Below are 22,625 nucleotides of genomic sequence, written 5' to 3' on the forward strand. Positions count from 1 at the left end.
CCTGACGGATCTATCTGTGCTTGCGGCTAGCCGATGCTCTTGGCGGCCTGCAGGACTTCCTTGGCGTGGCCCGGGACCTTCACCCCGCGCCACTCCTGCACCAGCACGCCATAGGCATCGATCAAGAAGGTGCTGCGCTCGATGCCGCGCACCTGCTTGCCATACATGTTCTTCTGCTTGATGACGCCGTACAGGTTGCAGACGGTTTCGTCGGCGTCGGAGATGAGCGGGAAAGGAAGTTCGTATTTGTTCTTGAAGTTCTCGTGCGACTTCAGCGAATCGCGCGAGATGCCGATGACCACGGCGCTGGCCGACAGGAACTCGGCGTGCAGGTCGCGGAAGTCCTGGCTTTCGGTGGTGCAGCCGGGCGTATTGTCCTTGGGATAGAAATACAGGATCACGGCGCGGCCCTGGCATTGTTCGAGGCTGATGGGACCGATGGTGCTTTCAGCGGTGAACAGCGGGGCGGGCTTGCCTATGGTCGGCGTCATTACTGGGATTCTCCGTTGGGAGGGATGAGGGCCACGACGACGCGCCGGCCCTCCGCCATCAGGATGTTGTAGGTGCGCGAGGCGGCGTGGGTGTCCATGGTCTCGACCCCGATGCCCATCGCCAGCAGCGGGCGCAGCACGTCGGGGCGCAGGAACTGCTGTCGGGCGCCGGTGCCCACCAGCAGGACTTCGGGCGCGTTGGCGGGGCGTCCGGGCGCGGACTGGGCTTCGGGCTCGTCCAGGAACGCCATGGGGTCGCGCACGGGCTGGGACAGGCCAGCCGCCTGGAACAAGAGGGTGGAGGTGATGTCGGCCGGGGACTCGACGGGCCATTGGGACACTTCGCCCTCGGGGCCGAACGCGACCGACGAGGAAAAACGTACCTGGTTGACCTCGATATAGCCATCACCGTAGGCGGTGACGGTGTTCAGAGCGGCCGTCGCAGGATCGGTATGCAGCTTCAATAAAAACTCCAGCTTTATGTGCCTGATAATAGCGCATGCGCATTCAACCATGTTGTAGAAAGCGCACGGCCCCCGCCGCGCTTGCGCGCCGTACGCCGGCAAGGGTTTCGCCTCGGGCCGGCCCCGTTTTTTTCCAATTTGCCGCCTACGCTTCCTTGCGCTAGATTACAGGGTTTTGCTGCGCTGCAAATTCCATGGGCGGCGCGGCATTCTGGCCCTTTTCCCCCACGCGCGACCGCGCCCTGGTTTTTTTGCCCTTTTTCCGCCCCTAAGGATTCCCATCATGAGGAAGTTCTCCCGCATCGAGCGTCTGCCCCCGTACGTTTTCAACATTACCGGCGAGCTCAAGATGGCGGCGCGTAGGCGCGGCGAAGACATCATCGACATGTCGATGGGCAACCCGGACGGCGCGACCCCCAAGCACATCGTCGACAAGATGGTCGAGGCCACCACGCGCCCGACCACGCACGGCTATTCGGTGTCCAAGGGCATCCCGCGCCTGCGCAAGGCCATCTGTGACTGGTACCAGCGCCGCTACGCGGTCGAGTTCGATCCGGATTCCGAGGCCATCGTCACCATCGGCTCCAAGGAAGGCCTGGCCCACCTGATGCTGGCCACGCTGGACCGCGGCGACACCGTGCTGGTGCCCAATCCCAGCTACCCGATCCACATCTACGGCGCGGTCATCGCCGGCGCCAACATCCGTTCCGTGCGCATGACGCCGGGCGTGGACTTCTTCGAGGAACTGGAACGCGCCGTGCGCGAATCGATCCCGAAGCCCAAGATGATGGTGCTGGGCTTTCCCAGCAACCCGACCGCGCAATGCGTGGACCTGTCGTTCTTCGAACGCGTGGTCGCGCTGGCCAAGGAGCACGACATCCTGGTCGTGCACGACCTGGCCTACGCCGACATCACCTTCGACGGCTACGTGGCGCCGTCCATCATGCAAGTGCCCGGCGCGCGCGACGTCGCCGTCGAGTTCTTCACGATGAGCAAGAGCTACAACATGGCCGGCTGGCGCATCGGCTACATGGTCGGCAACCGCGAGCTGGTCAATGCGCTGGCGCGCATCAAGAGTTATCACGACTACGGTACGTTCACGCCGATCCAGGTGGCTTCCATCGCCGCGCTGGACGGTCCGCAGGATTGCGTGAACGAGATCGTGGCGCAGTACCAGAGCCGCCGCGACGTGCTCGCGCGCGGCCTGCATGAAGCAGGTTGGAATGTGGAGATTCCGAAGGCGTCCATGTACATCTGGGCGCAAATCCCCGAACCCTACAGGGCGATGGGCTCTTTGGAATTCGCCAAGCGCGTCCTGTCGGACGCGAAAGTGGCCGTGTCCCCCGGGATCGGCTTCGGCGAGTACGGCGACGAATACGTGCGCTTCGCCCTGATCGAAAACGAGCAGCGCACCCGCCAGGCGGTGCGCGGCATCAAGGATATGTTCCGCAAGGACGGAGGGCTGTAGGCCCACCCCCGAAGCGCCTGCGGCGCTTCCCCCTCTAGGGGGCATGCCTGCGGACCGGCGGAGCCGGATCCGCGGCATCCCGATTTCGGGGGGGCACCCGTTCCGCATTATGGAGAACTGAAGATGAATTCCCCTCAACGTCCGCCTGCTGAGGGCGCGGCGATGAATCCGATGAAAGTCGGCCTGCTGGGCCTGGGCGTGGTGGGCGGCGGCACGTGGTCCGTGCTGTCGCGCAACGCTGAAGAAATCGCGCGCCGCGCGGGCCGGCGGATCGAAGTGACGCGCGCCGCCGTGCGCGACGTGGCCAAGGCGCGCACGCGCGTGGGCGACGCGCTGCTGGTCGATACCGACGTGCACGCGCTGGTGCGCGATCCGGAAATCGACATCGTGGTCGAACTCATCGGCGGCGACACGCTGGCGCGCGAGCTGGTGCTCGAAGCCATCGCCAACGGCAAGCACGTGGTGACGGCCAACAAGGCGTTGCTGGCCAAGCATGGCAACGAGATCTTCGCCGCGGCGCACGAGCGCGGCGTGATGGTGACGTTCGAAGCCGCCGTGGCCGGCGGCATTCCCATCATCAAGGCGATCCGCGAGGGCCTGACCGCCAACCGCATCCAGTGGGTGGCCGGCATCATCAACGGCACCACCAATTTCATCCTGTCGGAAATGCGCTCGCGCGGCCTGCCGTTCGCCGACGTGCTGGCCGAGGCGCAGCGCCTGGGCTACGCCGAGGCCGATCCCACTTTCGACGTGGAAGGCGTGGACGCCGCGCACAAGCTGACGCTGCTGGCCTCGCTGGCCTTCGGCGTGCCGGTGCAGTTCGACCGCGCCTACATCGAAGGCATCTCGCAGCTGGCCGCCGAGGACATCGAGCATGCCGAGCGCCTGGGCTACCGCATCAAGCTGCTGGGCGTGACCAAGCGCCGCCCCGACGGCATCGAGCTGCGCGTGCATCCGGCGCTGGTGCCGTCCGAGCGCCTGCTGGCCAACGTCGAGGGCGCCATGAACGCCGTGCTGGTCAAGGGCGACGCCGTCGGCCCCACGCTGTACTACGGCCAGGGCGCGGGCGAAGAGCCCACCGCCTCGGCGGTCGTGGCCGACCTGGTCGACGTGACCCGCCTGCACACCGCCGACCCCGGCAACCGCGTGCCGCACCTGGCGTTCCAGCCGGACGCCATGTCGGACACGCCGATCCTGCCCATCGAGCAGGTCAGCACTTCGTACTACCTGCGCCTGCGCGTGGACGACCAGCCCGGCGTGCTGGCCGACATCGCGCGCATCCTGGCCGACCGCTCCATTTCGATCGGGTCGATGATCCAGCAGCCCTCGCACATCGGCGGCGCGGATATCATTTTCCTGACGCACGAAGCGGTCGAAGGCAATGTCAACCAGGCGATCGAACGCATCGAGGCGCTGCCGTTCGTGCGCTCCAAAGTTACGCGCCTGCGCGTGGAACACCTCGTATGAAATACATCTCCACCCGCGGCGGCATGAAGCCGCTGGAATTCTCCGACATCCTGCTCGAAGGCCTGGCGCCCGACGGCGGCCTGGCGGTGCCCGAGCAGCTGCCCCAGGTTTCGGCCGAGACGCTGGAATCCTGGCGCGGCCTGTCGTACGCGGACCTGGCGTATGAAGTGCTGTCGCGCTTCGCCACCGACATTCCCGCCGACGATCTGCGCCGCCTGACCCGCGCCGCGTACACGCAGGAGATCTTCAACAGCGAAGACATCGTCCCGCTGCGCCCGCTCGACGGCGGCCTGTCGCTGCTGGGCCTGTCCGAAGGGCCGACGCTGGCCTTCAAGGACATGGCCATGCAGTTCCTGGGCCAGGTGTTCGAATACGTGCTGGACAAGCGCGGCACCACGCTGAACATCGTGGGCGCCACCTCGGGCGACACCGGCTCGGCGGCCGAGTACGCGCTGCGCGGCAAGCGCGGCGTGGCGGTGTTCATGCTGTCGCCGCACGGCCGCATGAGCGCCTTCCAGCGCGCGCAGATGTATTCGCTGCAGGACGAGAACATCCATAACATCGCGGTGCGCGGCGTGTTCGACGAGGCCCAGGACATCGTCAAGTCGCTGGCCGGCGACCTGGCGTTCAAGACCAAGTACCGCCTGGGCGCGGTCAATTCCATCAACTGGGCGCGCATCGCGGCCCAGGTGGTGTACTACTTCCACGGCTGGCTGCGCGCTTCTGATAAGCCCGGCCAGCAGGTCTCGTTCGCCGTGCCCTCGGGCAACTTCGGCAACATCCTGTCGGGCCACATCGCGCGCGGCATGGGCCTGCCGATTCGCCGCCTGGTGCTGGCTACCAACGAGAACAACGTGCTGGAGGAGTTCTTCCGCACCGGCGTGTACCGCCCGCGGCCCGCGGAACAGACCTACGCCACGTCCAGCCCCTCGATGGACATCTCGCGCGCCTCGAATTTCGAGCGCTTCGTGTTCGACCTGGTCGGCCGCGACGCCGGCCGCGTCCAGGCCTTGTGGCAGGCGCTGGCGCGCGACGGCTCGTTCGACCTCTCCGACCTGCTGCCGCAGTTCGAGTCGCGCTACGGCTTCGTGTCGGGCGCCAGCACCCACGAGGACCGGCTGGCCACGATCCGCTCGGTCTACGACGCCACCGGCGTGCTGGTCGATCCGCACACGGCCGACGGCGTCAAGGTCGCGCGCGACTTCGTCGAGCCGGGCGTGCCCATGCTCGTGCTGGAAACCGCGCTGCCGGCGAAGTTCTCGGAAACCATCGAAGCGGCGCTGGGCCGCCCGGCCACGCCGCCGGGCAATCTGGCCGACCTGGAATCGCTGCCGCAGCGCGTGGCCGTCATGGACTGCGACCCGGCCGAGGTGCGCCGCTATATCGAGGCCCACGCCAAGGTGTAAAGGCCGCTTGCCGCTTGTGTGAGTGTGCAACCCCTCGCTGGCCCGGCCGGCGAGGGGTTTTTCGTTTGCGCGGCGGCGATCGCCCAGGGCGCAGCGGGAAATGAAATCGGGGCCGGGTGGATTACTTTCTCATGCATTTGGACCACAACCCGTCACGTATGCGGCCGGGGCGTCAGATACAGTAAATCCACATTCATACTCGGAGAACACGCCCATGAATCTGAAGACCATGACGCTGGCCCTGGCTGTGAGCGGATTTGGAGTATTGGCCGGATGCTCGTCTCCCTCGGTCATTCAGCAGCGGGACGGCAGCTCGACCGTGACCCCCGACGAGCCCAGCTACGACAAAGATACCGGCATGTACGAATACGACAAGGACGGCAAGAAGGTCCAGATCAACAAGGACGACGTGAAGTCGATCGAACAGGTGAAGTGATCTTCCGCCGTCCGCGGTAAAGACAAAGCCCCGGCCTGGTGACAGGCCGGGGCTTTGTCATGGGGGGGCAGGAATCAGCCCGCCGCGTCCTCGGCGTGGTAGCGGCCCACGCGCTCGACTTCGTTCTTCGAACCCAGGATCACGCTGACGCGCTGGTGCAGCTTTTCGGGCTGGATGTCCATGATGCGCTGCACGCCGTTGATCGCCGCGCCGCCGGCCTGTTCGACCAGGAAGCTCATCGGGTTGGCTTCGTACATCAGGCGCAGCTTGCCGGCCTTGCCCGGCTCGCGCGCGTCCCAGGGGTACATGAAGATGCCGCCGCGGGTCAGGATGCGATGCACGTCGGCCACCATCGAGGCGATCCAGCGCATGTTGTAGTCCTTGCCCAGCGGGCCGGTGGAACCGGCCAGACAGTCGTCGATGTAGCGCTTGACCGGGGGAGCCCAGTGGCGCATGTTGGACATGTTGATGGCGAATTCCTTGGTGTCCTCGGGCACGCGGATGTCCTCGTGGGTCAGCACCCACGAGCCCATTTCGCGGTCCAGCGTAAAGCCCACCACGCCGTTGCCGATGGTCAGCACCAGCATGGTCTGGGGACCGTACACCGCGTAGCCCGCCACGACCTGCTTGTTGCCGGGCTGCAGGAAATCCTGCTCGCACACCGGCGCGCCGGAGACGTTGTGGGGCGCGTGCAGCACCGAGAAGATGGTGCCGATGGAAACGTTGACGTCGATGTTCGACGAGCCGTCCAGCGGATCGAACAGCAACAGGTATTCGCCCTTGGGATAGCGGTTCGGGATCAGATGGATGGTTTCCATTTCCTCCGAGGCCATGGCCGCGAGGTGGCCGCCCCATTCATTGGCTTCGAGCAGGATTTCGTTGGACAGCACGTCCAGCTTCTTCTGCACTTCGCCCTGGACGTTCTCGCTTTCCAGGCTGCCGAGCACGCCGCCGAGCGCGCCCTTGCTGACGGCATGGCTGATGGCCTTGCAGGCGCGCGCCACGACTTCGATGAGCAGCCGCACTTCCGGCGCCAGGGCTTGGGCGGAGCGTTGCTGCTCCACCAGGTATTGGGTCAGTGTTTTACGTTTCAAAAGAATCTCCCTATGCGGCGAATTCTAACGCCTTCGATACGATTTCCTGCACGTTGCGGGACAGGCCCTCATGCGCCCGCACGCGCTGCAGCGCGGCCTGCATGGGCGCGCGCAGGGCGGGCACGAAGCGCGACCAGTTGTCCAGCGCGCGGGCCAGCCGGGCGGCGATCTCCGGGTTGAGCGCGTCCAGCGCCAGCACCTGCTCGGCCCAGAACGCGTAGCCCGAACCGTCCGGATGGTGCATGCCGCGGGCGTTGTTCAGGCAGAACTGGAAAATCAGCGCGCGGGCGCGGTTCGGGTTGCGCAGCGTGAACGCGGGATGCTGCATCAGCTCGCGCGCCGTCTGCACGGTAGTCGAACGCGCGCTGGCCTGCAGCGCGAACCATTTGTCCACCACCAGCGGGTTGTCGCGCCATTTGTCGTAGAAGGCGGCCAGCGCCTGCTGCGGAAACTCGCCCTGGCCGAAATTGATCAGGGCCGACAGCGCGGCCATGCTGTCGGTCATGTTGCCGGCCTGGCCATAGAGCTGTTCGGCCAGGCGCTGGGCGTCGGTCTCGCCGGCGGCCATGAGGTGGCTGAGCGCCAGATTCTTCAGCGCGCGCCGCCCGGCCGGAACCGGGGCCGGGCTGTACTCGCCCGGCGTCTGGTTGGCCTCGAAGGCCTGCCGGAATTCGGCGGCCAGCTGGCGGCCCAGTTCGGCGCGCAGGAAGTCGCGGGCCACGGCCAGGGCCGGCGGGTCCACCTGGCGCATGCGTTCGGCCAGCGTCTTTTCCGAGGGCAGCGCCAGGGCGCGGGCGCGGTAGGCGGCGTCGAGCGCCGGATCGGTCAGCAGCGCGCGCCAGGTGTCGACGAAGGCCGGGTCGGCCTGCAGCGTGCGGCCGGCCTGGCGGGCCTCGGCCAGGGCCAGGATCTGGCGCGTGGCGAACTCCTGGCCCGCTTCCCAGCGCGCGAACGGATTGCCGTCATGCGCCGACAGCAGGGCCAGCTCGTCGTTGGTCCAGCCGTATTCCACGATCACCGGGGCCGAGAAGTCGCGCAGCAGCGACGGCACCGGACGTTCGGCGATGTCTTCGAAGACCCATTGCTGGCTTTGCTCGGTCAGTTCCAGCAGGGCGGTTTCGGTGGTCTTGCCTTCGTGGCGCAGCGGCAGGGCGCGGCCCTGGCGGTCCAGCAGGCCGATGGCGAACGGAATGTGGAAGGGCGCCTTGACGTAGTCGGCGCCGGCTTTCTTCTCGACGCCCACCGGCGGGCAGGCCTGGGTCAGCGTCACGGTGCAGCGGCGCGCGGCGGCGTCGTGGTCGAGCTTGACCGTCACGCGCGGCGTGCCGGCCTGGCGATACCAGCGGCGGAATACGGACAGGTCGCGCCCCGGGTGCTGGCGCACGTACACGGACTCCATCGCGGCGACGAAGTCGTCGCAGGTCACGGCCTGGCCGTCGTAGCGGCGGAAGTATTCGTCCATGCCGGCGCGAAAGCCCGCCTCGCCCAGCAGCGTGTGCTGCATGCGGATGACCTCGGCGCCTTTCTCGTACACGGTGGCGGTGTAGAAATTGCCGATCTCCTGGTAGCTTTCCGGGCGGATCGGGTGGGCCATGGGCCCGGCGTCTTCCGGGAACTGCGCGGCGCGCAGCGCCACCACGTCGTCGATGCGCTTGACGGCGCGGGCGCTGGCGGCGGCCGCGGCCTCCATGCCGTCGGCCATCATGTCGGCGCTGAATTCCTGGTCGCGGAAGACGGTCAGGCCTTCTTTCAGGCTCAGCTGGAACCAGTCGCGGCAGGTCACGCGGTTGCCGGTCCAGTTGTGGAAGTATTCATGGCCGATGACGGATTCGATGCCTTCGTAATTGGCGTCGGTGGCGGTGTCGGCGTCGGCCAGCACGTAGGCGGCGTTGAAAATGTTCAAGCCCTTGTTTTCCATCGCGCCCATATTGAAATCATGGACGGCCACGACCATGAAGCGGTCCAGGTCCAGCTCCAGGCCGAAACGGTTTTCGTCCCAGCGCAGCGCGCGCACCAGCGAGTCCAGCGCCCATTCGGTCTTGGTCTCGGAGCCGGGATCGCTGTAGACCTGCAGCAGCACGTCGCGGCCGCTGGCGGTCTTGACCGTGGTTTCGCGATGCGTGAGCTTGCCGGCCACCAGGGCGAACAGATAGCAGGGCTTGGGGAACGGGTCTTCCCATTCGACTTCGTTGCGCCCGTCGGGCAGCTGGCGCGAGGCGACCAGGTTGCCGTTGGACAGCAGCACCGGATAATCGGGCAGGGCGCGCAGGGTGACGCGGTAGCGCGACATCACGTCGGGCCGGTCGGCGAACCAGGTGATGCGGCGGAATCCCTCGGCCTCGCACTGCGTGAAGAAATTGCCGCCGGACACGTACAGGCCCATCAGCGTGGAATTGGCCGAAGGCTTGCAGCGGCTGACGATTTCCACCGTGGCGCTGGCAGGCAGCCCCAGCAGTTCGAGGCGGCGCTCGGAAAGGCGGTAGCGTTCGGCCGGCAACGCCGCGCCATCCACCGCTACCGAGACGAGTTCCAGCTCTTCGCCGTCGAGGACCAGCGCCGCGTCGGCGCCGGCGTCGGGCTTGCGGCGCACCTGCATGGCGCAGCGCACTTCGGTCGCGTCGGGCGCAAGGTCGAAGGCGAGCGCGACTTCGGGAATATCGTAGGGGTAGGGCTGGTAATCCTTGCGATAAACGGTTACGGGCGTGTCGGTGCGCATGGGATTTCAGTCCTGTTATGAACGAGGGCCCTATTGTAGTGGCTGGACCCGCCGGGCCGCCTGAACCTTATGGATTACCGTAAACTTTTCAGGTGCGGTCCGGTCAAACCGCAGTAAATGGCGCCGCCGTGCGGAAGGAGTAGCAGAATGTCCAAGTCATCCATGTTCAATGCGGGCCGCTGGGCCGGCGTGCTCGCCGTGGCGGGGGCGCTTGCGTTGACGGGCTGCGCCGCTCCCACGGTATCGGCGCGGGTGACGTCATTTCAACAATGGCCCGCGGGCGTGGAAGGGCAGACCTACCGCTTCGTGCCGGCCGATGCCTCGCAAAACAATAATCTCGAATATCAGTCGTACCAGGACATGGTGCGCGCCGGCATCGGCGCAACCGGCCTGGTCGAGGCGCAGCACGGCGCCAAGAGCCGTTTCGATGTCTCGTTCCGTTACGGAACCACGCAGACCCAGGTAATGGTGCGGCGTGCGTATGACCCGTATTTCTACGGCGGCTACGGCTATGGCGGCTACGGCGGTTTCTACGGCCCCGGCCCCTGGGGCCCGGGCTTCTGGGGCCCCGACTGGGTGGACGTGCCGATGGTGGTCCAGCGCAATTCGCTCACGCTGCAGATCTACGATACCCAGCGCGGCGGCGCCGAGGTATACCGTTCGACCGCATACATATTGAGCGAGCGCGACGATTTCACGCGCACCATGCCGTATCTGGTGCGTGCAATATTTGATAATTTCCCTGGAAATAATGGCGCCGAGCGCGAGATCAAATTTCCCACGCAATGAGTCGCGCTCCGAGCATAAATAAAATCGGCGCACCATAATGGTGCGCCGATTTTATTTCTTACTGCCGGATAGGTTTTATTCTTTGATAAGAAAACTATCGCGGGTGGCGCCGGCGGCTTCTTCGGCGGCCAGCCAGCGCGGCGCCTTGCCGCGGCCGCTCCAGGTTTCGCCGGTTTGCGGATGGCGGTACTTGGGCGCGACGGCGCGCTTGGCGGCGGTGGCGGGGCGCGCAGCGGCGCCAGCCTTGCGGCGGCCGCCGGCGGCGCGGCCGGGCTTGGCGGCGCCATAGGCTGCAATGATCTCCTCGGGCGTGATGTCGTACTCGCGCATCGAGGTGATGATCGAGTTGATCACGGGCTTGCGACGTTTGGTTTGGAGGATTTCAGCCTTCTTCTGGAGCTTGTTGATCTCTTTTTCGATCTTTGCTTGCAGTGCTGCGTAGGTTTCTCGGGCCATGGTTTATTCCTGATTATGGAACTGCTTTTAATCGCCGGCGAAGTTATGTGTAATTGTTGTGCCTCGCATAATACATAAATTACGTCCTGATTTCCTTGTTTTAGGACTAATTACTTTGTATCAAAAGGGTCGGGCGATCTTTAAACTTATCCATATCGCCGCGGCGGACGCCGGCGGGAATGAATATTCGCAGATATGGGACAACTTGAAACATATGGAGTTCCACTACGTGGACACTGAATGACGCCACATATTTGCACAAGTAGTCAGATGACTTGTCATGATAGTTACCGTTTAATCGCGGGCGAGGGTGAATCCGCTGGGGCGCGCGCCGGGCATAATGGCGTCGCGCACGGCGATTTCATTTTCATGTCAAGTTGTACGATGAGCTGGCGTAATCCATCCAAACCCACAAATTTGCTTAACTTGATAGTTAATGTCCCGCCCCCATATGGGATGAGCGGATAATCCTTGCCTTGCGGCGGCCGCGACGCCGGGGCCGAGTCGGCGGTACGATACGGTCTTGAGCGCCATTGCAGGCGCGCGTCTCCACGCCGCCGTCCCTGAACAGAGTCCCATGAAAATCATCGATCCCGCCATTGCTTCCCTCGCCACCGCCAAATCGCTGCTGCTCGACCCCTGGGGGCTGACCGAGGCCGATATGGCGCGCGCGCTGGGTGAAATCTTCACCCACAAGGTCGACTACGCCGACCTGTATTTCCAATACACGCGCAGCGAAGGCTGGAGCCTGGAAGAGGGCATCGTCAAGACCGGCAGTTTCTCGATCAGCCAGGGCGTCGGCGTGCGCGCCGTGAGCGGCGAGAAAACCGCTTTCGCCTATTCCGATTCGCTCTCGCCCGAAGCGCTGCTGTCGTCGGCGCAGGCCGTGCGCGGCATCGCGCGGCGCGGCGCGGGCAAGGTGAAAGTGGCGGCCCAGGTCGAAGCCGAAACCGGCCGCAGCCTGTATTCCGACATCGACCCCGTCGCCTCGCTCAGCGCGCCCGAGAAAGTCGCCCTGCTCGAACGCGTCGAGCGCATGGCGCGTGCGCGCGACCCGCACGTGATCCAGGTCATGGCCGGCCTGGGCGCCGAATACGACGTGGTGCTGGTGGCCGGCAGCGACGGCCGCCTGGCCGCCGACGTGCGCCCGCTGGTGCGCCTGTCCCTGACCGTGATCGCCGAGCGCAACGGCCGCCGCGAAATGGGCCATGCCGGCGGCGGCGGGCGCCTGGGCCTGGCTTATTTCACCGACGACATGCTGCAGGGCTACGTCGAGCGCGCCGTGCACGAAGCCCTGGTCAACCTCGAGGCGCGACCGGCGCCGGCCGGCGAAATGACCGTGGTGCTGGGTTCGGGCTGGCCCGGCATCCTGCTGCACGAGGCGGTCGGCCACGGCCTGGAAGGCGACTTCAACCGCAAGGGCTCCAGCGTGTTCTCGGGCCGCATCGGCGAGCGCGTGGCTTCCAAGGGCGTGACGGTGGTCGACGACGGCACGATTCCGGACCGCCGCGGCTCGCTCAACATCGACGACGAGGGCAACGCCACCCAGCGCAACGTGCTGATCGAAGACGGCATTCTGCGCGGCTACATGCAGGACACGCTCAACGCGCGCCTCATGAAAACCGCCGCCACCGGCAACGGCCGCCGCGAATCCTTCGCCCACCTGCCGATGCCGCGCATGACCAACACCTACATGCTGGCCGGCGACAAGCCGGCCGAGGAAATCATCTCCTCGGTCAAGCGCGGCCTGTACGCGGTCAATTTCGGCGGCGGCCAGGTCGACATCACCAACGGCAAGTTCGTGTTCTCGGCCTCCGAGGCCTACATGATCGAAAACGGCAAGGTGACCTACCCGGTCAAGGGCGCCACCCTCATCGGCAACGGCCCGGACGCCATGAACCGCGTCACCATGATCGGCAACGACCTGCAGCTGGATTCCGGCGTGGGCACCTGCGGCAAGGACGGCCAGAGCGTGCCGGTCGGCGTCGGCATGCCGACGGTGCGCATGGAGGGTTTGACCGTAGGCGGCACCGCTTGACGGTGCGGACGGGTGCAAGCATCCGGCGAAAACCCGCGTGACGCACGAAAAAATCTGTGCTAGAGTCATTCCCCATGAAATTCGCGTCCCCCGCTTTTTACTTTTACTTTTATGGTTTTCTGAAGCCGCTGGCGGAGGAAGGGACGCGCTCAATCTGAAGTTTGGAAAGAATCCCCCCAAAAAAGCCGCCAGCGAACTGGCGGCTTTTTTTGCGCCGCCGGTTGAGGAACCCCCGGAGGAGTCTCCGGGAGCCTCGGGAACCTTCCCCGCGGCGGGCAACCCAGGAGCAGTACCGTGTCACACAATACCGATGACCTTCGCATTCGAGAAATCAAAGAGCTGAACCCGCCCGCGCACGTCATGCGTGAGTTCGCCTGCACCAAGGAGGCGTCGGACACCGTGTTCGCCGCCCGCCAGGCGATGCACCGCATCCTGCACGGCATGGACGACCGCATGATCGTCGTGATCGGTCCCTGCTCGATTCACGATACGCGCGCGGCCATCGAGTATGCGAAACGCCTGAAACCGGTCCGCGACCGCCTGAGCGCCGACCTGGAAATCGTGATGCGGGTGTATTTCGAGAAGCCGCGCACGACGGTGGGCTGGAAGGGCCTGATCAACGATCCCGACCTGGACGGCAGCTTCGACATCAACAAGGGCGTGCGCGTGGCGCGCGAACTGCTGCTGGACATCAACAGCCTGGGGCTGCCGGCGGGCTGCGAGTTCCTGGACATGATTACGCCGCAGTACATCGCGGATCTGGTCTCCTGGGGGGCGATCGGGGCGCGCACGACGGAAAGCCAGGTGCACCGCGAACTGGCTTCCGGACTGTCGTGTCCGGTGGGATTCAAGAACGGCACGGACGGCAATGTGAAGATCGCGGTCGACGCCATCAAGGCCGCGTCGCAGCCGCATCACTTCCTGTCGGTGACCAAGGGCGGGCATTCGGCCATCGTGTCGACCGCCGGCAACGAGGACTGCCACGTCATCCTGCGCGGCGGCAAGACGCCGAACTACGACGCGCAAAGCGTGGACGCGGCCTGCGCGGACATGGCCAAGGCCGGCCTGGCGCAGCGCGTGATGGTCGACGCCAGCCACGCCAACAGCAGCAAGAAGCCCGAGAACCAGCCGCTCGTCATCGAAGACGTGGCGCGCCAGATGGAAGCGGGCGATGCGCGCCTGGTGGGCGTGATGGTGGAAAGCCATCTGCTGGGCGGACGCCAGGACATGGTGCCGGGCACGCCGCTGGTCTACGGCCAGAGCATCACCGACGGCTGCATCGACTGGGACGCCTCGGTCGCGGTGCTCGAACGCCTGGCCCATGCCGTGCGTGAACGCCGCCGCGTCGCGCTGACCTCGGGCAAGTAAATACGCAACCCGCGCCGCGCGCCGCCCGCCAGCGGCGGTGTGCGGCGCAGCACGCGCGGCGGCGTAGAATATTCGGATTATCGAACCCGAATCCACGCTGACCATGAACGCTTCCCTGCCCGCTGAAACATTGCGCCGTCCGGTGCCGGCCGCCTGTCTGGACGCCCTGCGCGCGCGCTTCGGCGATCGCTTCTCCGAGTCCGCCGCGGTGCGCGAGCACCACGGCCGCGACGAATCCCCTTATGCGGCCATGCCGCCGGATGCGGTGGTGTTCGCGCACACCACCGAGGAAGTGGCCGAGGTCGCCAGGCTGTGCAACGAGCACCGCGTGCCGCTGATTCCGTATGGCGCCGGCTCCTCGCTGGAAGGCCACATCCTGGCGATCCAGGGCGGCGTCTGCCTCGACCTGTCGCAGATGAACAAGGTGCTGGCGGTCAACGCCGAAGACCTGACCGCCACGGTGCAGGCCGGCGTGCTGCGCAAGCAGCTCAACGAAGAGATCCGCGACACCGGCCTGTTCTTCCCGATCGACCCCGGCGCCGACGCCAGCCTGGGCGGCATGGCCGCCACGCGCGCCTCCGGCACCAACGCCGTGCGCTACGGCACCATGCGCGAGAACGTCATGTCGCTGACCGTGGTGACGGCCGACGGGCGCATCGTGCGCACGGCCGGGCGCGCCCGCAAGTCCTCGGCCGGCTACGACCTGACGCGCATCTTCGTCGGCAGCGAAGGCACGCTGGGCATCATCACCGAAGTCACGGTGCGCCTGTATCCGCAGCCCGAGGCGGTGTCCGCCGCGGTCTGCAACTTCCCCACGCTGGACGCCGCCGTGCAGAGCGTGATCGAGATCATCCAGATGGGCGTGCCGGTCGCCCGCGTCGAATTCATGGACGCGGCCAGCGTGCGCGCCGTCAACCTGCACAGCAAGCTGAGCCTGCGCGAAACCCCGCTGCTGGTGTTCGAGTTCCACGGCAGTCCGGCCGGCGTGCAGGAGCAGGCCGAGACCGTGCAGGCCATCACCGCCGAGCACGGCGGCATGGACTTCGAATGGGCCGAGCGTCCCGAAGACCGCAGCCGCCTCTGGACCGCGCGCCACAACGCCTATTTCGCCGGCCTGCAGCTGCGTCCCGGCTGCCGCGCCAGCACCACCGACGTCTGCGTGCCGATTTCGCGCCTGGCCGATTGCGTGCGCGACACCGTCGAGGAACTGGACCGCGCCAGCTTCCCGTACACCATCGTGGGCCACGTCGGCGACGGCAACTTCCACGTGCTGATGCTGCTGGACGCCGACAGCGCCGAAGAATGGCAGGAGTCCGAGGCCATCAACCACAACCTGGTGCGCCGCGCGATCGCCGCCGACGGCACCTGCACCGGCGAGCATGGCGTGGGCCTGCACAAGATGCAGTTCATGGCCGAGGAGCATGGCGAAGACGCGCTGGCGCTGATGCGCAGCCTCAAGCATGCGTTCGACCCGAACAACATCCTGAACCCGGGCAAAATCGTTTCCTGGCAGGGCTGAGGAAACGCAGTTCCGGCGGTCGCGCCTTTACGGCTGGTTACTTCTGAGCCCGCGGAAGACCGCCGGATGCGGGTAAATCCCGGCCTGCTTATGGCCGGCGCTCGCGCTATTGTTGCGCTCATGAATTCATTGGTCGAAACCGGCCTGGCACAAGTGCAGGCGCCTTACTCTTTGCAGCAGCTCATCGAGGCCCTGTCGGCGGCGTTGCCCGCGCACTGCGTGTTGTTCCGCGAAGAGGACACCCGCCCTTACGAGTGCGACGGCCTATCCCTTTATCGCGCGCTGCCGGCGGTCGTGGCCCTGCCCGAAACCGAGGAGCAGGTGCAGGCGGTCATGCGCATCTGCAAGCGCCTGAACGCGCCGCTGGTGGCGCGCGGCGCCGGCACCGGCCTGTCCGGCGGCGCCATGCCGCACAGCCGCGGCGTGCTGCTGGGGCTGTCCAAGTTCAACCGCATCAAGCACATCGACCTGGCCAGCGCGACCGCCGTGGTCCAGCCCGGCGTGCGCAACCTCGCCATCTCGGAAGCGGCTGCGCCGTATGGGCTGTACTACGCGCCCGATCCGTCCAGCCAGATCGCCTGCTCCATCGGCGGCAACGTGGCCGAGAACTCGGGCGGCGTGCACTGCCTGAAGTACGGCCTGACCGTGCACAACGTGCTGCGCGTGCGCGTGGTGACCATAGACGGCGACATCGTGGAGCTGGGCTCGGAGGCGCCGGACGCGCCCGGCCTGGATCTGCTGTCGGTCTTCATCGGCTCCGAAGGCATGCTGGGCGTGGTCACCGAGGTCACCGTCAAGCTGATTCCCAAGCCGGCCTGCGCGCAGGTCGTGATGGCCAGTTTTTCCAGCGTCGAGGCGGCCGGCAACGCGGTCACCCAGGTCATTGCCGCGGGCATGATACCTGCCGGCCTGGAGATGATGGACCGGCGCGCCACGCACATGGTCGAGCCCTTCGTGCGCGCCGGCTACGACCTGGACGCGCAGGCCATCCTGCTGTGCGAGTCCGACGGTACGCCCGAAGAGGTGGCGCACGAGATCGAGCGCATGGAAACGGTGTTCCGCCTTGCCGGCTCCACGCGCTGCCAGGTGTCGACGTCCGAGGCCGAACGCCTCAAGTTCTGGGCCGGGCGCAAGAACGCGTTTCCGGCCGCCGGGCGCGTGTCGCCCGACTATTACTGCATGGACGGCACGATACCGCGCCGCCATCTGGCGCGCGTGCTGGGCGCCATCGAACAGATGGAAGACGAGTTCGGGCTGCGCTGCGCCAACGTATTTCACGCGGGAGACGGCAATCTGCATCCGTTGATCCTGTTCGATTCGAACAAGCCGGACGAAGTGGAGCGCGCCGAGAAATTCGGCGCCGCCATACTGGAGCTGTGCGTGCAGGTAGGAGGCACCGTGACCGGAGAGCACGGGGTGGGAATGGAGAAGATAAATCAAATGTGCGTGCAATTCTCTCGCGAAGAACTCGACGCCTTCCTGGCGGTGAAGCGGGCTTTCGATCCGCCTTGCCTGCTCAATCCCGAAAAAGTCATCCCCACGCTGGCCCGCTGCGCCGAATACGGCAAGATGCACGTCCATGCGGGCGAATTGCGCTTCCCCGATCTCGCCCGTTTCTAGGACGCATCCCCTATGGATTTCGTCCTGTCGGAATTGTGCGACCAGGTCATGACGGCCCGCGCCGGCCACAAGCCTTTGTTCGTGATGGGCGGCGGCAGCAAGGCGTTCTATGGCAACTACCGTCCGGTGACGCCGCAGGACGGGCATTGCCTGCTGGACATGACGCCTTATCGCGGCATCGTCAGCTATCACCCGTCTGAACTGGTCGTGACCGTGCGCGCGGGCACGCCGCTTGCGGAACTGGAAGCCGCGCTGGCCGAGCACGGGCAGATGCTGGCGTTCGAGCCGCCGCATTATTCGCCGTCGGCCACGGTGGGCGGCTGCGTGGCGGCGGGCCTGTCGGGGCCGCGCCGCATGAGCGCCGGCGCGCTGAAGGATTTCGTGCTGGGCACGCAGCTGCTGGATTCGGAAGGGCGCATCCTGTCGTTCGGCGGCGAGGTCATGAAGAACGTAGCGGGCTACGACGTGTCGCGCCTGCTGGCCGGCTCGCACGGCATCTTCGGCGCGATACTGGAAGTGTCGCTGAAGGTCGCGCCGCGGCCGATGGAAGAACTCACGCTGGTGCTGCCGGCCACGCAGGCGCAGGCGCTGTCCAGTTTCGCGCTGTGGCGCGGCAAGCCCCTGCCGATCTCGGCCACCAGCTGGAGCGGCGACGACGACCAGGCCGAAGGCGCGATGCGCGTGCGCCTGTCCGGCGCGCCGCCGGCGATCGCCAGCGCGCGCCAGCAGATCGGCGGCGAGCCGATGGCGCCCGACGCGGCGGCGGGCTGGTGGCAGTCGCTGCGCGAGCAGACGCATCCGTTTTTCGCGCCGGGCCAGCCGTTGTGGCGCCTGGCGCTGCCGCCCACGGCCGCCGCGCTCGGGTTGGGGCCGACCCTGATCGAGTGGGGCGGGGGCCAGCGCTGGCTGTCCGGCGCGCACGACGCGGCCATGTTGCGCGAAACCGCGGCCCGGCTGGGCGGCCATGCGACGCTGTTTCGCGCCGGTCACGCCAAGCCGCCGGCCGACGGCGTCTTCCATCCGCTGGCGCCGGGAATCGCGGCGATCACGCGCCGGCTCAAACAAGAGCTCGATCCGGCCGGCTTGTTCAACCCCGGCCGCCTGGTCCTGGAGCTATAAGGCATCATGCAAACCAAGCTGGCATCCTGGGCCCGCGACACCGATCTGGGCAACGAGGCCGACGCCATCCTGCGGCGTTGCGTCCATTGCGGCTTCTGCACGGCGACCTGCCCGACCTATCAGGTGCTGGGCGACGAGCTCGACAGCCCGCGCGGCCGCATCTACCTGATCAAGCAGGTGCTCGAAGGCGCCGAGCCCACGCAGTCCACGCAGCAGCATCTGGACCGCTGCCTGACCTGCCGCAATTGCGAAACCACCTGCCCCTCGGGCGTGGAGTATGGGCACCTGGTGGACATCGGCCGCAAGATCGTCGAGGAACGCGTGCCGCGCTCCTGGGGCGACAGGACCAAGCGCACCGTGCTGCGCAAGGCCATGATGTCGCCCTTGTTCGGCCCCGCGATGCGGCTGGGACAGGCCGTGCGCGGGCTGCTGCCCGAATCGATCCGGCGCAAGGTGCCGGAGCGCCGCGCCGCGGGCGCGCTGCCGCAGGTGGCCGGGCACGCGCGCCAGGTGCTGATGCTGGCCGGCTGTGTGCAGCCCGCCATGATGCCGACCATAGACGCGGCCACCATCCGGGTGCTGGACGCCGTGGGCATCGGCGCGCGCATCGCGCCGGGCGCCGGCTGTTGCGGCGCGGCCAGTTTCCACCTGGACGCGCAGGAAGCCGCGCTGGCGCAGATGCGCGCCAACATCGACGCCTGGTGGCCGCTGGTGCAGGACGGCAAGGCCGAGGCCATCGTCATGAATGCCTCGGGCTGCGGCGCGATGGTGAAGGAATACGCCCATCATCTGCGGCACGATCCGGCCTATGCGCAAAAGGCCGCCGACATCGTGGCGCTGGTCAAGGACGTGGCCGAGATCGTGGCGCCGCACGCCGCGCAGCTGCGCGCGCGCCTGCCGGCGGGCACGCGCGCGGCGTTCCACCCGCCATGCACGCTGCAGCACTGGCAGGGCCTGCGGCCGCTGTCCGAGCAATTGCTTGCCGATCTGGGTTTCGAATTGCTGCCGTTCGCCGACAAGCACCTGTGCTGCGGCTCGGCGGGGGCCTACTCGGTGCTCAATCCGGAGATCGCGCTGGCGCTGCGCGACCGCAAGCTGGGCGCGATTGCGGCCGGCGGCCCGGACGTGATCCTGTCGGCCAACATCGGCTGCATCGGCCACCTGCAAAGCGGCACCGACACGCCGGTGCGGCACTGGGTCGAGGTGGTGGACGAACAGCTGCGCCGCCAGGCGGGCGCGCCGGCCTGAGACCGGCGGCGCCCGCGCAGGCGGTTTACTCCACCGCCTTGACCATGTCTTCCAGCACCTTCTTCGCGTCGCCGAAGACCATCATGGTGCGGTCCATGTAGAACAGCTCGTTGTCCAGGCCGGCGTAGCCGGAGGCCATCGAGCGCTTGTTCACGATCACGGTGCGCGCCTTGTAGGCTTCCAGGATGGGCATGCCGGCGATGGGCGACTTGGGATCGTTCTTGGCCGCCGGGTTGACCACGTCGTTGGCGCCCAGCACCAGCACCACGTCGGTCTGGCCGAACTCGCTGTTGATGTCTTCCATTTCGAAGACCTGGTCGTACGGCACCTCGGCCTCGGCCAGCAGCACGTTCATGTGGCCCGGCATGCGTCCGGCCACCGGGTGGATGGCGTACTTCACGGTCACGCCGCGCTCGGTGAGCTTTTCCGCCAGTTCCTTCAGCGCGTGCTGCGCGCGCGCCACCGCCAGGCCGTAGCCGGGCACGATGGTCACGCTCTCGGCGTTGGTCATCAGGAAGGCGGCGTCGTCCGGGCTGCCCGACTTGACGCTGCGCTGCTGGGCCTCGCCGGCCGCCGCGCCGCCGCCGGCCTGGCCGCCGAAGCCGCCCAGGATCACGTTGAAGAACGAGCGGTTCATCGCCTTGCACATGATGTAGGACAGGATGGCGCCCGACGAGCCCACCAGCGAGCCGGCGATGATCAGCATCGGATTGTTCAGCGAGAAGCCGATGCCGGCCGCGGCCCAGCCCGAGTAGCTGTTCAGCATGGACACCACCACCGGCATGTCGGCGCCGCCGATCGGGATGATGATGAGCACGCCCAGCACGAAGGCGATGGCGGTCATGATGACGAAGGGCGTCCATTCCTGCGTCAGCATGAACCAGATGCCGCAGGCCAGCATCAGCAGCGCCAGCGCCAGGTTCAGCAGGTGCTGGCCGGCGAACACCACCGGCGCGCCCTGGAACAGCCGGAACTTGTACTTGCCCGACAGCTTGCCGAAGGCGATGACCGAGCCCGAGAAGGTGATCGCGCCCACGAAGGTGCCGATGAAGAGCTCGAAGCGGTTGCCGGTGGGAATGGGCATGCCGGCCGGCGCGATGCCGAAGGCATGCGGCTCGGCCACCACGGCCACGGCGATGGCCACCGCGGCCAGGCCGATCATGCTGTGCATGAAGGCGACCAGCTCGGGCATCTTGGTCATTTCGACGCGCTTGGCCATCAGCGTGCCGACGGAGCCGCCGACCAGCAGGCCCAGCACCACCCATCCCAGCCCGATGGTGGCGCCGCCGTCGCGCGCCAGGCCGATGATGAGCGCGGCCGTGGTGAGCACGGCGATGGCCATGCCGGCCATGCCGAACACGTTGCCCAGGCGCGAGGTGGTGGGATGCGACAGGCCCTTGAGCGCCTGGATGAAGCAGACGGAAGCCACCAGGTACAGCAGCGTGACCAGGTTCAGCGAGATCATTGCGCGCCCTCCTTGCCCGGCTTCTTGTCCTTCTTCTTGAACATCTCCAGCATGCGCCGGGTGACGAGGAAGCCGCCGAACACGTTGACCGCGGCCAGCGCCACGGCGAACACGCCCATGCCGCGCGCCAGCCCGCCTTCGGTCAGCGCCGCGGCCAGCATGGCGCCGACGATGATGATGGCGGAAATGGCGTTGGTCACGGCCATCAGCGGCGTATGCAGGGCAGGGGTGACGTTCCAGACCACGTGGTAGCCGACATAGACGGCGAGCACGAAGATGATGAGGTTCATCAGGGTGGGGTTGATCGCTTCCATGTTCAGGTCCTCCGCGTCACGTTGCCGCCTTCGCACATCAGGCAGGCCGCCACGATCTCGTCGTCGCGCCGGATCGCCAGCGCGCCTTCGGCATCGGTGATGAGTTTCAGGAAATCCAGGATGTTGCGGGCGTACAGCGCCGACGCGTCGGTCGCCACCAGGCCGGGCAGGTTGGTCAGCCCGATGAGGGTCACGCCATGCTTTTCCACGATCTGCCCTTTTTCGGACAGCGGGCAGTTGCCGCCGCGCTCGACGGCCAGGTCCACCAGCACCGAGCCGGGCTTCATGGCCGCGATGGTGTCGGCCGAGACCAGCGTGGGCGCGGGGCGGCCGGGAATCAGCGCGGTCGTGATGACGATGTCCGCCTGCTTGCAGCGCTCGGCCACCAGCACGGCCTGGCGCGCCATCCATGCCGGCGGCATGGGACGGGCGTAGCCGCCCGTGCCTTGTGCGATCTCGCGTTCCTCGTCGGTCTCGAAGGGCACGTCGATGAACTTGGCGCCCAGGGACTCCACCTGTTCGCGCGCCGCGGGCCGCACGTCCGAGGCCTCGACCACGGCGCCCAGCCGCTTGGCGGTGGCGATGGCCTGCAGGCCGGCCACGCCGGTGCCCAGCACCACGACGCGGGCGGCCTTGAGCGTGCCCGCGGCGGTCATCATCATGGGAATCAGGCGGCCGTAGTGGTGCGCGGCCAGCAGCACGGCCTTGTAGCCGGCGAGGTTGGCCTGCGAGGACAGCACGTCCAGGCTTTGCGCGCGCGTGATGCGCGGCGCGGCCTCCAGCGCGAATCCGACCAGTCCGGCCGCCGCCATCCGCTGCAGGCCTTCGGCGTCGAAGGGGTCGAGCATGCCGACCACGACCGTGCCCGCTTTCATGTGCGCCAGTTCGGCGGCGTCCGGCGCGCGAACCTTCATGACGAGTCCGGCGCCCAGCGCATCCTGGGCGGTGCCCAGCGTGGCGCCGGCGGCTTCATAGGCGTCATCCGGATAGCGGGCGGCGCTGCCGGCCCCGCGCTCCACGACGACGGTGTGCTTGCCGCCTACGTACTTCTTGACGGTCTCTGGTGTTGCTGCGACACGGGTTTCCCCGTCTCGGGTTTCTTTTGGTATCCCGATGTGCATCTACGCCTCTCCTCAGAAGGTTCGCC

The 22,625-nt window shown here is 66.7% G+C and carries 19 protein-coding genes; 11 read left to right on the forward strand and 8 right to left on the reverse strand.

Features of this window, described 5'->3' with window-relative positions; all coding sequences use genetic code 11:
* Positions 1–26: 26 nt before the first annotated feature.
* Positions 27–491 (reverse strand): peroxiredoxin, encoded by a 465-nt coding sequence (locus tag A6B37_RS23160; protein WP_102774742.1) that lies wholly within the window; start codon positions 489–491, stop codon positions 27–29.
* Positions 491–955 (reverse strand): Mth938-like domain-containing protein, encoded by a 465-nt coding sequence (locus A6B37_RS23165; protein WP_102774741.1) that lies wholly within the window; start codon positions 953–955, stop codon positions 491–493. Before A6B37_RS23165 ends, A6B37_RS23160 begins: the two co-directional genes overlap by 1 nt.
* A 283-nt stretch (positions 956–1,238) precedes the next feature.
* Here A6B37_RS23165 and alaC point away from each other — a divergent pair, with 283 nt between their 5' ends.
* The 4 genes from alaC to A6B37_RS23185 all read left to right on the forward strand — a co-directional run bounded on the left by alaC (position 1,239) and on the right by A6B37_RS23185 (position 5,732).
* Complete coding sequence (gene alaC, locus A6B37_RS23170; RefSeq protein WP_102774946.1) at positions 1,239–2,423, forward strand: alanine transaminase; 1,185 nt, start codon at positions 1,239–1,241, stop codon at positions 2,421–2,423.
* A gap of 162 nt (positions 2,424–2,585) precedes the next feature.
* Entirely contained in the window at positions 2,586–3,890 is a 1,305-nt protein-coding gene (locus tag A6B37_RS23175; protein WP_102774740.1) for a homoserine dehydrogenase, read from the forward strand.
* Positions 3,887–5,296 (forward strand): threonine synthase, encoded by a 1,410-nt coding sequence (gene thrC / locus A6B37_RS23180; protein ID WP_102774739.1) that lies wholly within the window; start codon positions 3,887–3,889, stop codon positions 5,294–5,296. Before A6B37_RS23175 ends, thrC begins: the two co-directional genes overlap by 4 nt.
* Before the next feature lie 214 nt (positions 5,297–5,510).
* Positions 5,511–5,732, forward strand: a complete 222-nt coding sequence (locus A6B37_RS23185; protein ID WP_102774738.1) for a YgdI/YgdR family lipoprotein — start codon at positions 5,511–5,513, stop codon at positions 5,730–5,732.
* Between the two features lie 74 nt (positions 5,733–5,806).
* Here the strand turns inward: A6B37_RS23185 and A6B37_RS23190 are convergent, their stop codons facing one another.
* Positions 5,807–6,826, reverse strand: a complete 1,020-nt coding sequence (locus A6B37_RS23190) for a class 1 fructose-bisphosphatase (RefSeq protein ID WP_102774737.1) — start codon at positions 6,824–6,826, stop codon at positions 5,807–5,809.
* A gap of 10 nt (positions 6,827–6,836) precedes the next feature.
* The gene (gene pepN, locus A6B37_RS23195) at positions 6,837–9,542 is read right to left on the reverse strand and encodes an aminopeptidase N (protein ID WP_111827026.1); all 2,706 of its coding nucleotides are present in this window, start codon (positions 9,540–9,542) and stop codon (positions 6,837–6,839) included.
* A gap of 147 nt (positions 9,543–9,689) precedes the next feature.
* On the opposite strand from pepN, the gene A6B37_RS23200 reads away from it, so the two are divergent.
* On the forward strand, positions 9,690–10,331 hold the full coding sequence (locus tag A6B37_RS23200) for a DUF4136 domain-containing protein (protein ID WP_111827027.1): 642 nt from the start codon (positions 9,690–9,692) through the stop codon (positions 10,329–10,331).
* Positions 10,332–10,406: 75 nt separating this feature from the next.
* Here the strand turns inward: A6B37_RS23200 and A6B37_RS23205 are convergent, their stop codons facing one another.
* The gene (locus A6B37_RS23205; RefSeq protein ID WP_102774734.1) at positions 10,407–10,787 is read right to left on the reverse strand and encodes an H-NS histone family protein; all 381 of its coding nucleotides are present in this window, start codon (positions 10,785–10,787) and stop codon (positions 10,407–10,409) included.
* Positions 10,788–11,364: 577 nt separating this feature from the next.
* Between A6B37_RS23205 and tldD the strand changes: the two genes are divergently transcribed.
* From tldD to glcF, 6 genes are all read left to right on the forward strand, one after another.
* The gene (gene tldD, locus A6B37_RS23210; protein ID WP_102774733.1) at positions 11,365–12,825 is read left to right on the forward strand and encodes a metalloprotease TldD; all 1,461 of its coding nucleotides are present in this window, start codon (positions 11,365–11,367) and stop codon (positions 12,823–12,825) included.
* 294 nt (positions 12,826–13,119) lie between these two features.
* Positions 13,120–14,193 (forward strand): 3-deoxy-7-phosphoheptulonate synthase AroG, encoded by a 1,074-nt coding sequence (aroG, locus tag A6B37_RS23215; RefSeq protein WP_102774732.1) that lies wholly within the window; start codon positions 13,120–13,122, stop codon positions 14,191–14,193.
* Positions 14,194–14,296: 103 nt separating this feature from the next.
* Positions 14,297–15,712 (forward strand): FAD-linked oxidase C-terminal domain-containing protein, encoded by a 1,416-nt coding sequence (locus A6B37_RS23220; RefSeq protein ID WP_102774731.1) that lies wholly within the window; start codon positions 14,297–14,299, stop codon positions 15,710–15,712.
* 120 nt (positions 15,713–15,832) lie between these two features.
* Positions 15,833–17,332 (forward strand): FAD-linked oxidase C-terminal domain-containing protein, encoded by a 1,500-nt coding sequence (locus A6B37_RS23225; protein WP_102774730.1) that lies wholly within the window; start codon positions 15,833–15,835, stop codon positions 17,330–17,332.
* A gap of 12 nt (positions 17,333–17,344) precedes the next feature.
* Entirely contained in the window at positions 17,345–18,451 is a 1,107-nt protein-coding gene (gene glcE / locus A6B37_RS23230) for a glycolate oxidase subunit GlcE (protein ID WP_111827028.1), read from the forward strand.
* A 6-nt stretch (positions 18,452–18,457) separates the two neighbouring features.
* Positions 18,458–19,699, forward strand: coding sequence for a glycolate oxidase subunit GlcF (gene glcF / locus A6B37_RS23235; RefSeq protein WP_102774728.1), 1,242 nt, complete (start codon positions 18,458–18,460; stop codon positions 19,697–19,699).
* Positions 19,700–19,724: 25 nt separating this feature from the next.
* On the opposite strand, the gene A6B37_RS23240 is transcribed toward glcF, so the two are convergent.
* The 3 genes from A6B37_RS23240 to A6B37_RS23250 are packed head-to-tail and all read right to left on the reverse strand — an operon-like array spanning position 19,725 to position 22,599.
* Positions 19,725–21,164, reverse strand: a complete 1,440-nt coding sequence (locus A6B37_RS23240) for an NAD(P)(+) transhydrogenase (Re/Si-specific) subunit beta (protein ID WP_111827029.1) — start codon at positions 21,162–21,164, stop codon at positions 19,725–19,727.
* On the reverse strand, positions 21,161–21,478 hold the full coding sequence (locus tag A6B37_RS23245) for an NAD(P) transhydrogenase subunit alpha (RefSeq protein WP_062684020.1): 318 nt from the start codon (positions 21,476–21,478) through the stop codon (positions 21,161–21,163). The genes A6B37_RS23240 and A6B37_RS23245 overlap by 4 nt, the downstream gene beginning before the upstream one ends.
* A gap of 2 nt (positions 21,479–21,480) precedes the next feature.
* Positions 21,481–22,599 carry a Re/Si-specific NAD(P)(+) transhydrogenase subunit alpha gene (locus A6B37_RS23250; RefSeq protein WP_111827030.1) on the reverse strand — a complete coding sequence of 373 codons (1,119 nt, stop codon included), beginning with the start codon at positions 22,597–22,599 and terminating at the stop codon, positions 21,481–21,483.
* Between the last annotated feature and the right edge of the window lie 26 nt (positions 22,600–22,625).

The sequence above is a fragment of the Achromobacter sp. HZ01 genome, from assembly GCF_003267925.1.
GTDB classification, from domain to species: Bacteria; Pseudomonadota; Gammaproteobacteria; order Burkholderiales; family Burkholderiaceae_B; genus Achromobacter; species Achromobacter pulmonis_A.

What these genes read in the sequence shown, in the direction of transcription:
- glcF (WP_102774728.1), top strand. Translation starts at nt 18,458, where the DNA reads ATGCAAACCAAGCTGGCATCCTGGGCCCGCGACACCGATCTGGGCAAC.
- pepN (WP_111827026.1), bottom strand. Translation starts at nt 9,542, where the DNA reads ATGCGCACCGACACGCCCGTAACCGTTTATCGCAAGGATTACCAGCCC.
- A6B37_RS23185 (WP_102774738.1), top strand. Translation starts at nt 5,511, where the DNA reads ATGAATCTGAAGACCATGACGCTGGCCCTGGCTGTGAGCGGATTTGGA.
- A6B37_RS23205 (WP_102774734.1), bottom strand. Translation starts at nt 10,787, where the DNA reads ATGGCCCGAGAAACCTACGCAGCACTGCAAGCAAAGATCGAAAAAGAG.
- A6B37_RS23250 (WP_111827030.1), bottom strand. Translation starts at nt 22,599, where the DNA reads ATGCACATCGGGATACCAAAAGAAACCCGAGACGGGGAAACCCGTGTC.
- glcE (WP_111827028.1), top strand. Translation starts at nt 17,345, where the DNA reads ATGGATTTCGTCCTGTCGGAATTGTGCGACCAGGTCATGACGGCCCGC.
- alaC (WP_102774946.1), top strand. Translation starts at nt 1,239, where the DNA reads ATGAGGAAGTTCTCCCGCATCGAGCGTCTGCCCCCGTACGTTTTCAAC.
- tldD (WP_102774733.1), top strand. Translation starts at nt 11,365, where the DNA reads ATGAAAATCATCGATCCCGCCATTGCTTCCCTCGCCACCGCCAAATCG.
- A6B37_RS23175 (WP_102774740.1), top strand. Translation starts at nt 2,586, where the DNA reads ATGAATCCGATGAAAGTCGGCCTGCTGGGCCTGGGCGTGGTGGGCGGC.
- A6B37_RS23225 (WP_102774730.1), top strand. Translation starts at nt 15,833, where the DNA reads ATGAATTCATTGGTCGAAACCGGCCTGGCACAAGTGCAGGCGCCTTAC.
- A6B37_RS23160 (WP_102774742.1), bottom strand. Translation starts at nt 491, where the DNA reads ATGACGCCGACCATAGGCAAGCCCGCCCCGCTGTTCACCGCTGAAAGC.
- A6B37_RS23220 (WP_102774731.1), top strand. Translation starts at nt 14,297, where the DNA reads ATGAACGCTTCCCTGCCCGCTGAAACATTGCGCCGTCCGGTGCCGGCC.
- A6B37_RS23245 (WP_062684020.1), bottom strand. Translation starts at nt 21,478, where the DNA reads ATGGAAGCGATCAACCCCACCCTGATGAACCTCATCATCTTCGTGCTC.
- A6B37_RS23200 (WP_111827027.1), top strand. Translation starts at nt 9,690, where the DNA reads ATGTCCAAGTCATCCATGTTCAATGCGGGCCGCTGGGCCGGCGTGCTC.
- thrC (WP_102774739.1), top strand. Translation starts at nt 3,887, where the DNA reads ATGAAATACATCTCCACCCGCGGCGGCATGAAGCCGCTGGAATTCTCC.
- A6B37_RS23240 (WP_111827029.1), bottom strand. Translation starts at nt 21,164, where the DNA reads ATGATCTCGCTGAACCTGGTCACGCTGCTGTACCTGGTGGCTTCCGTC.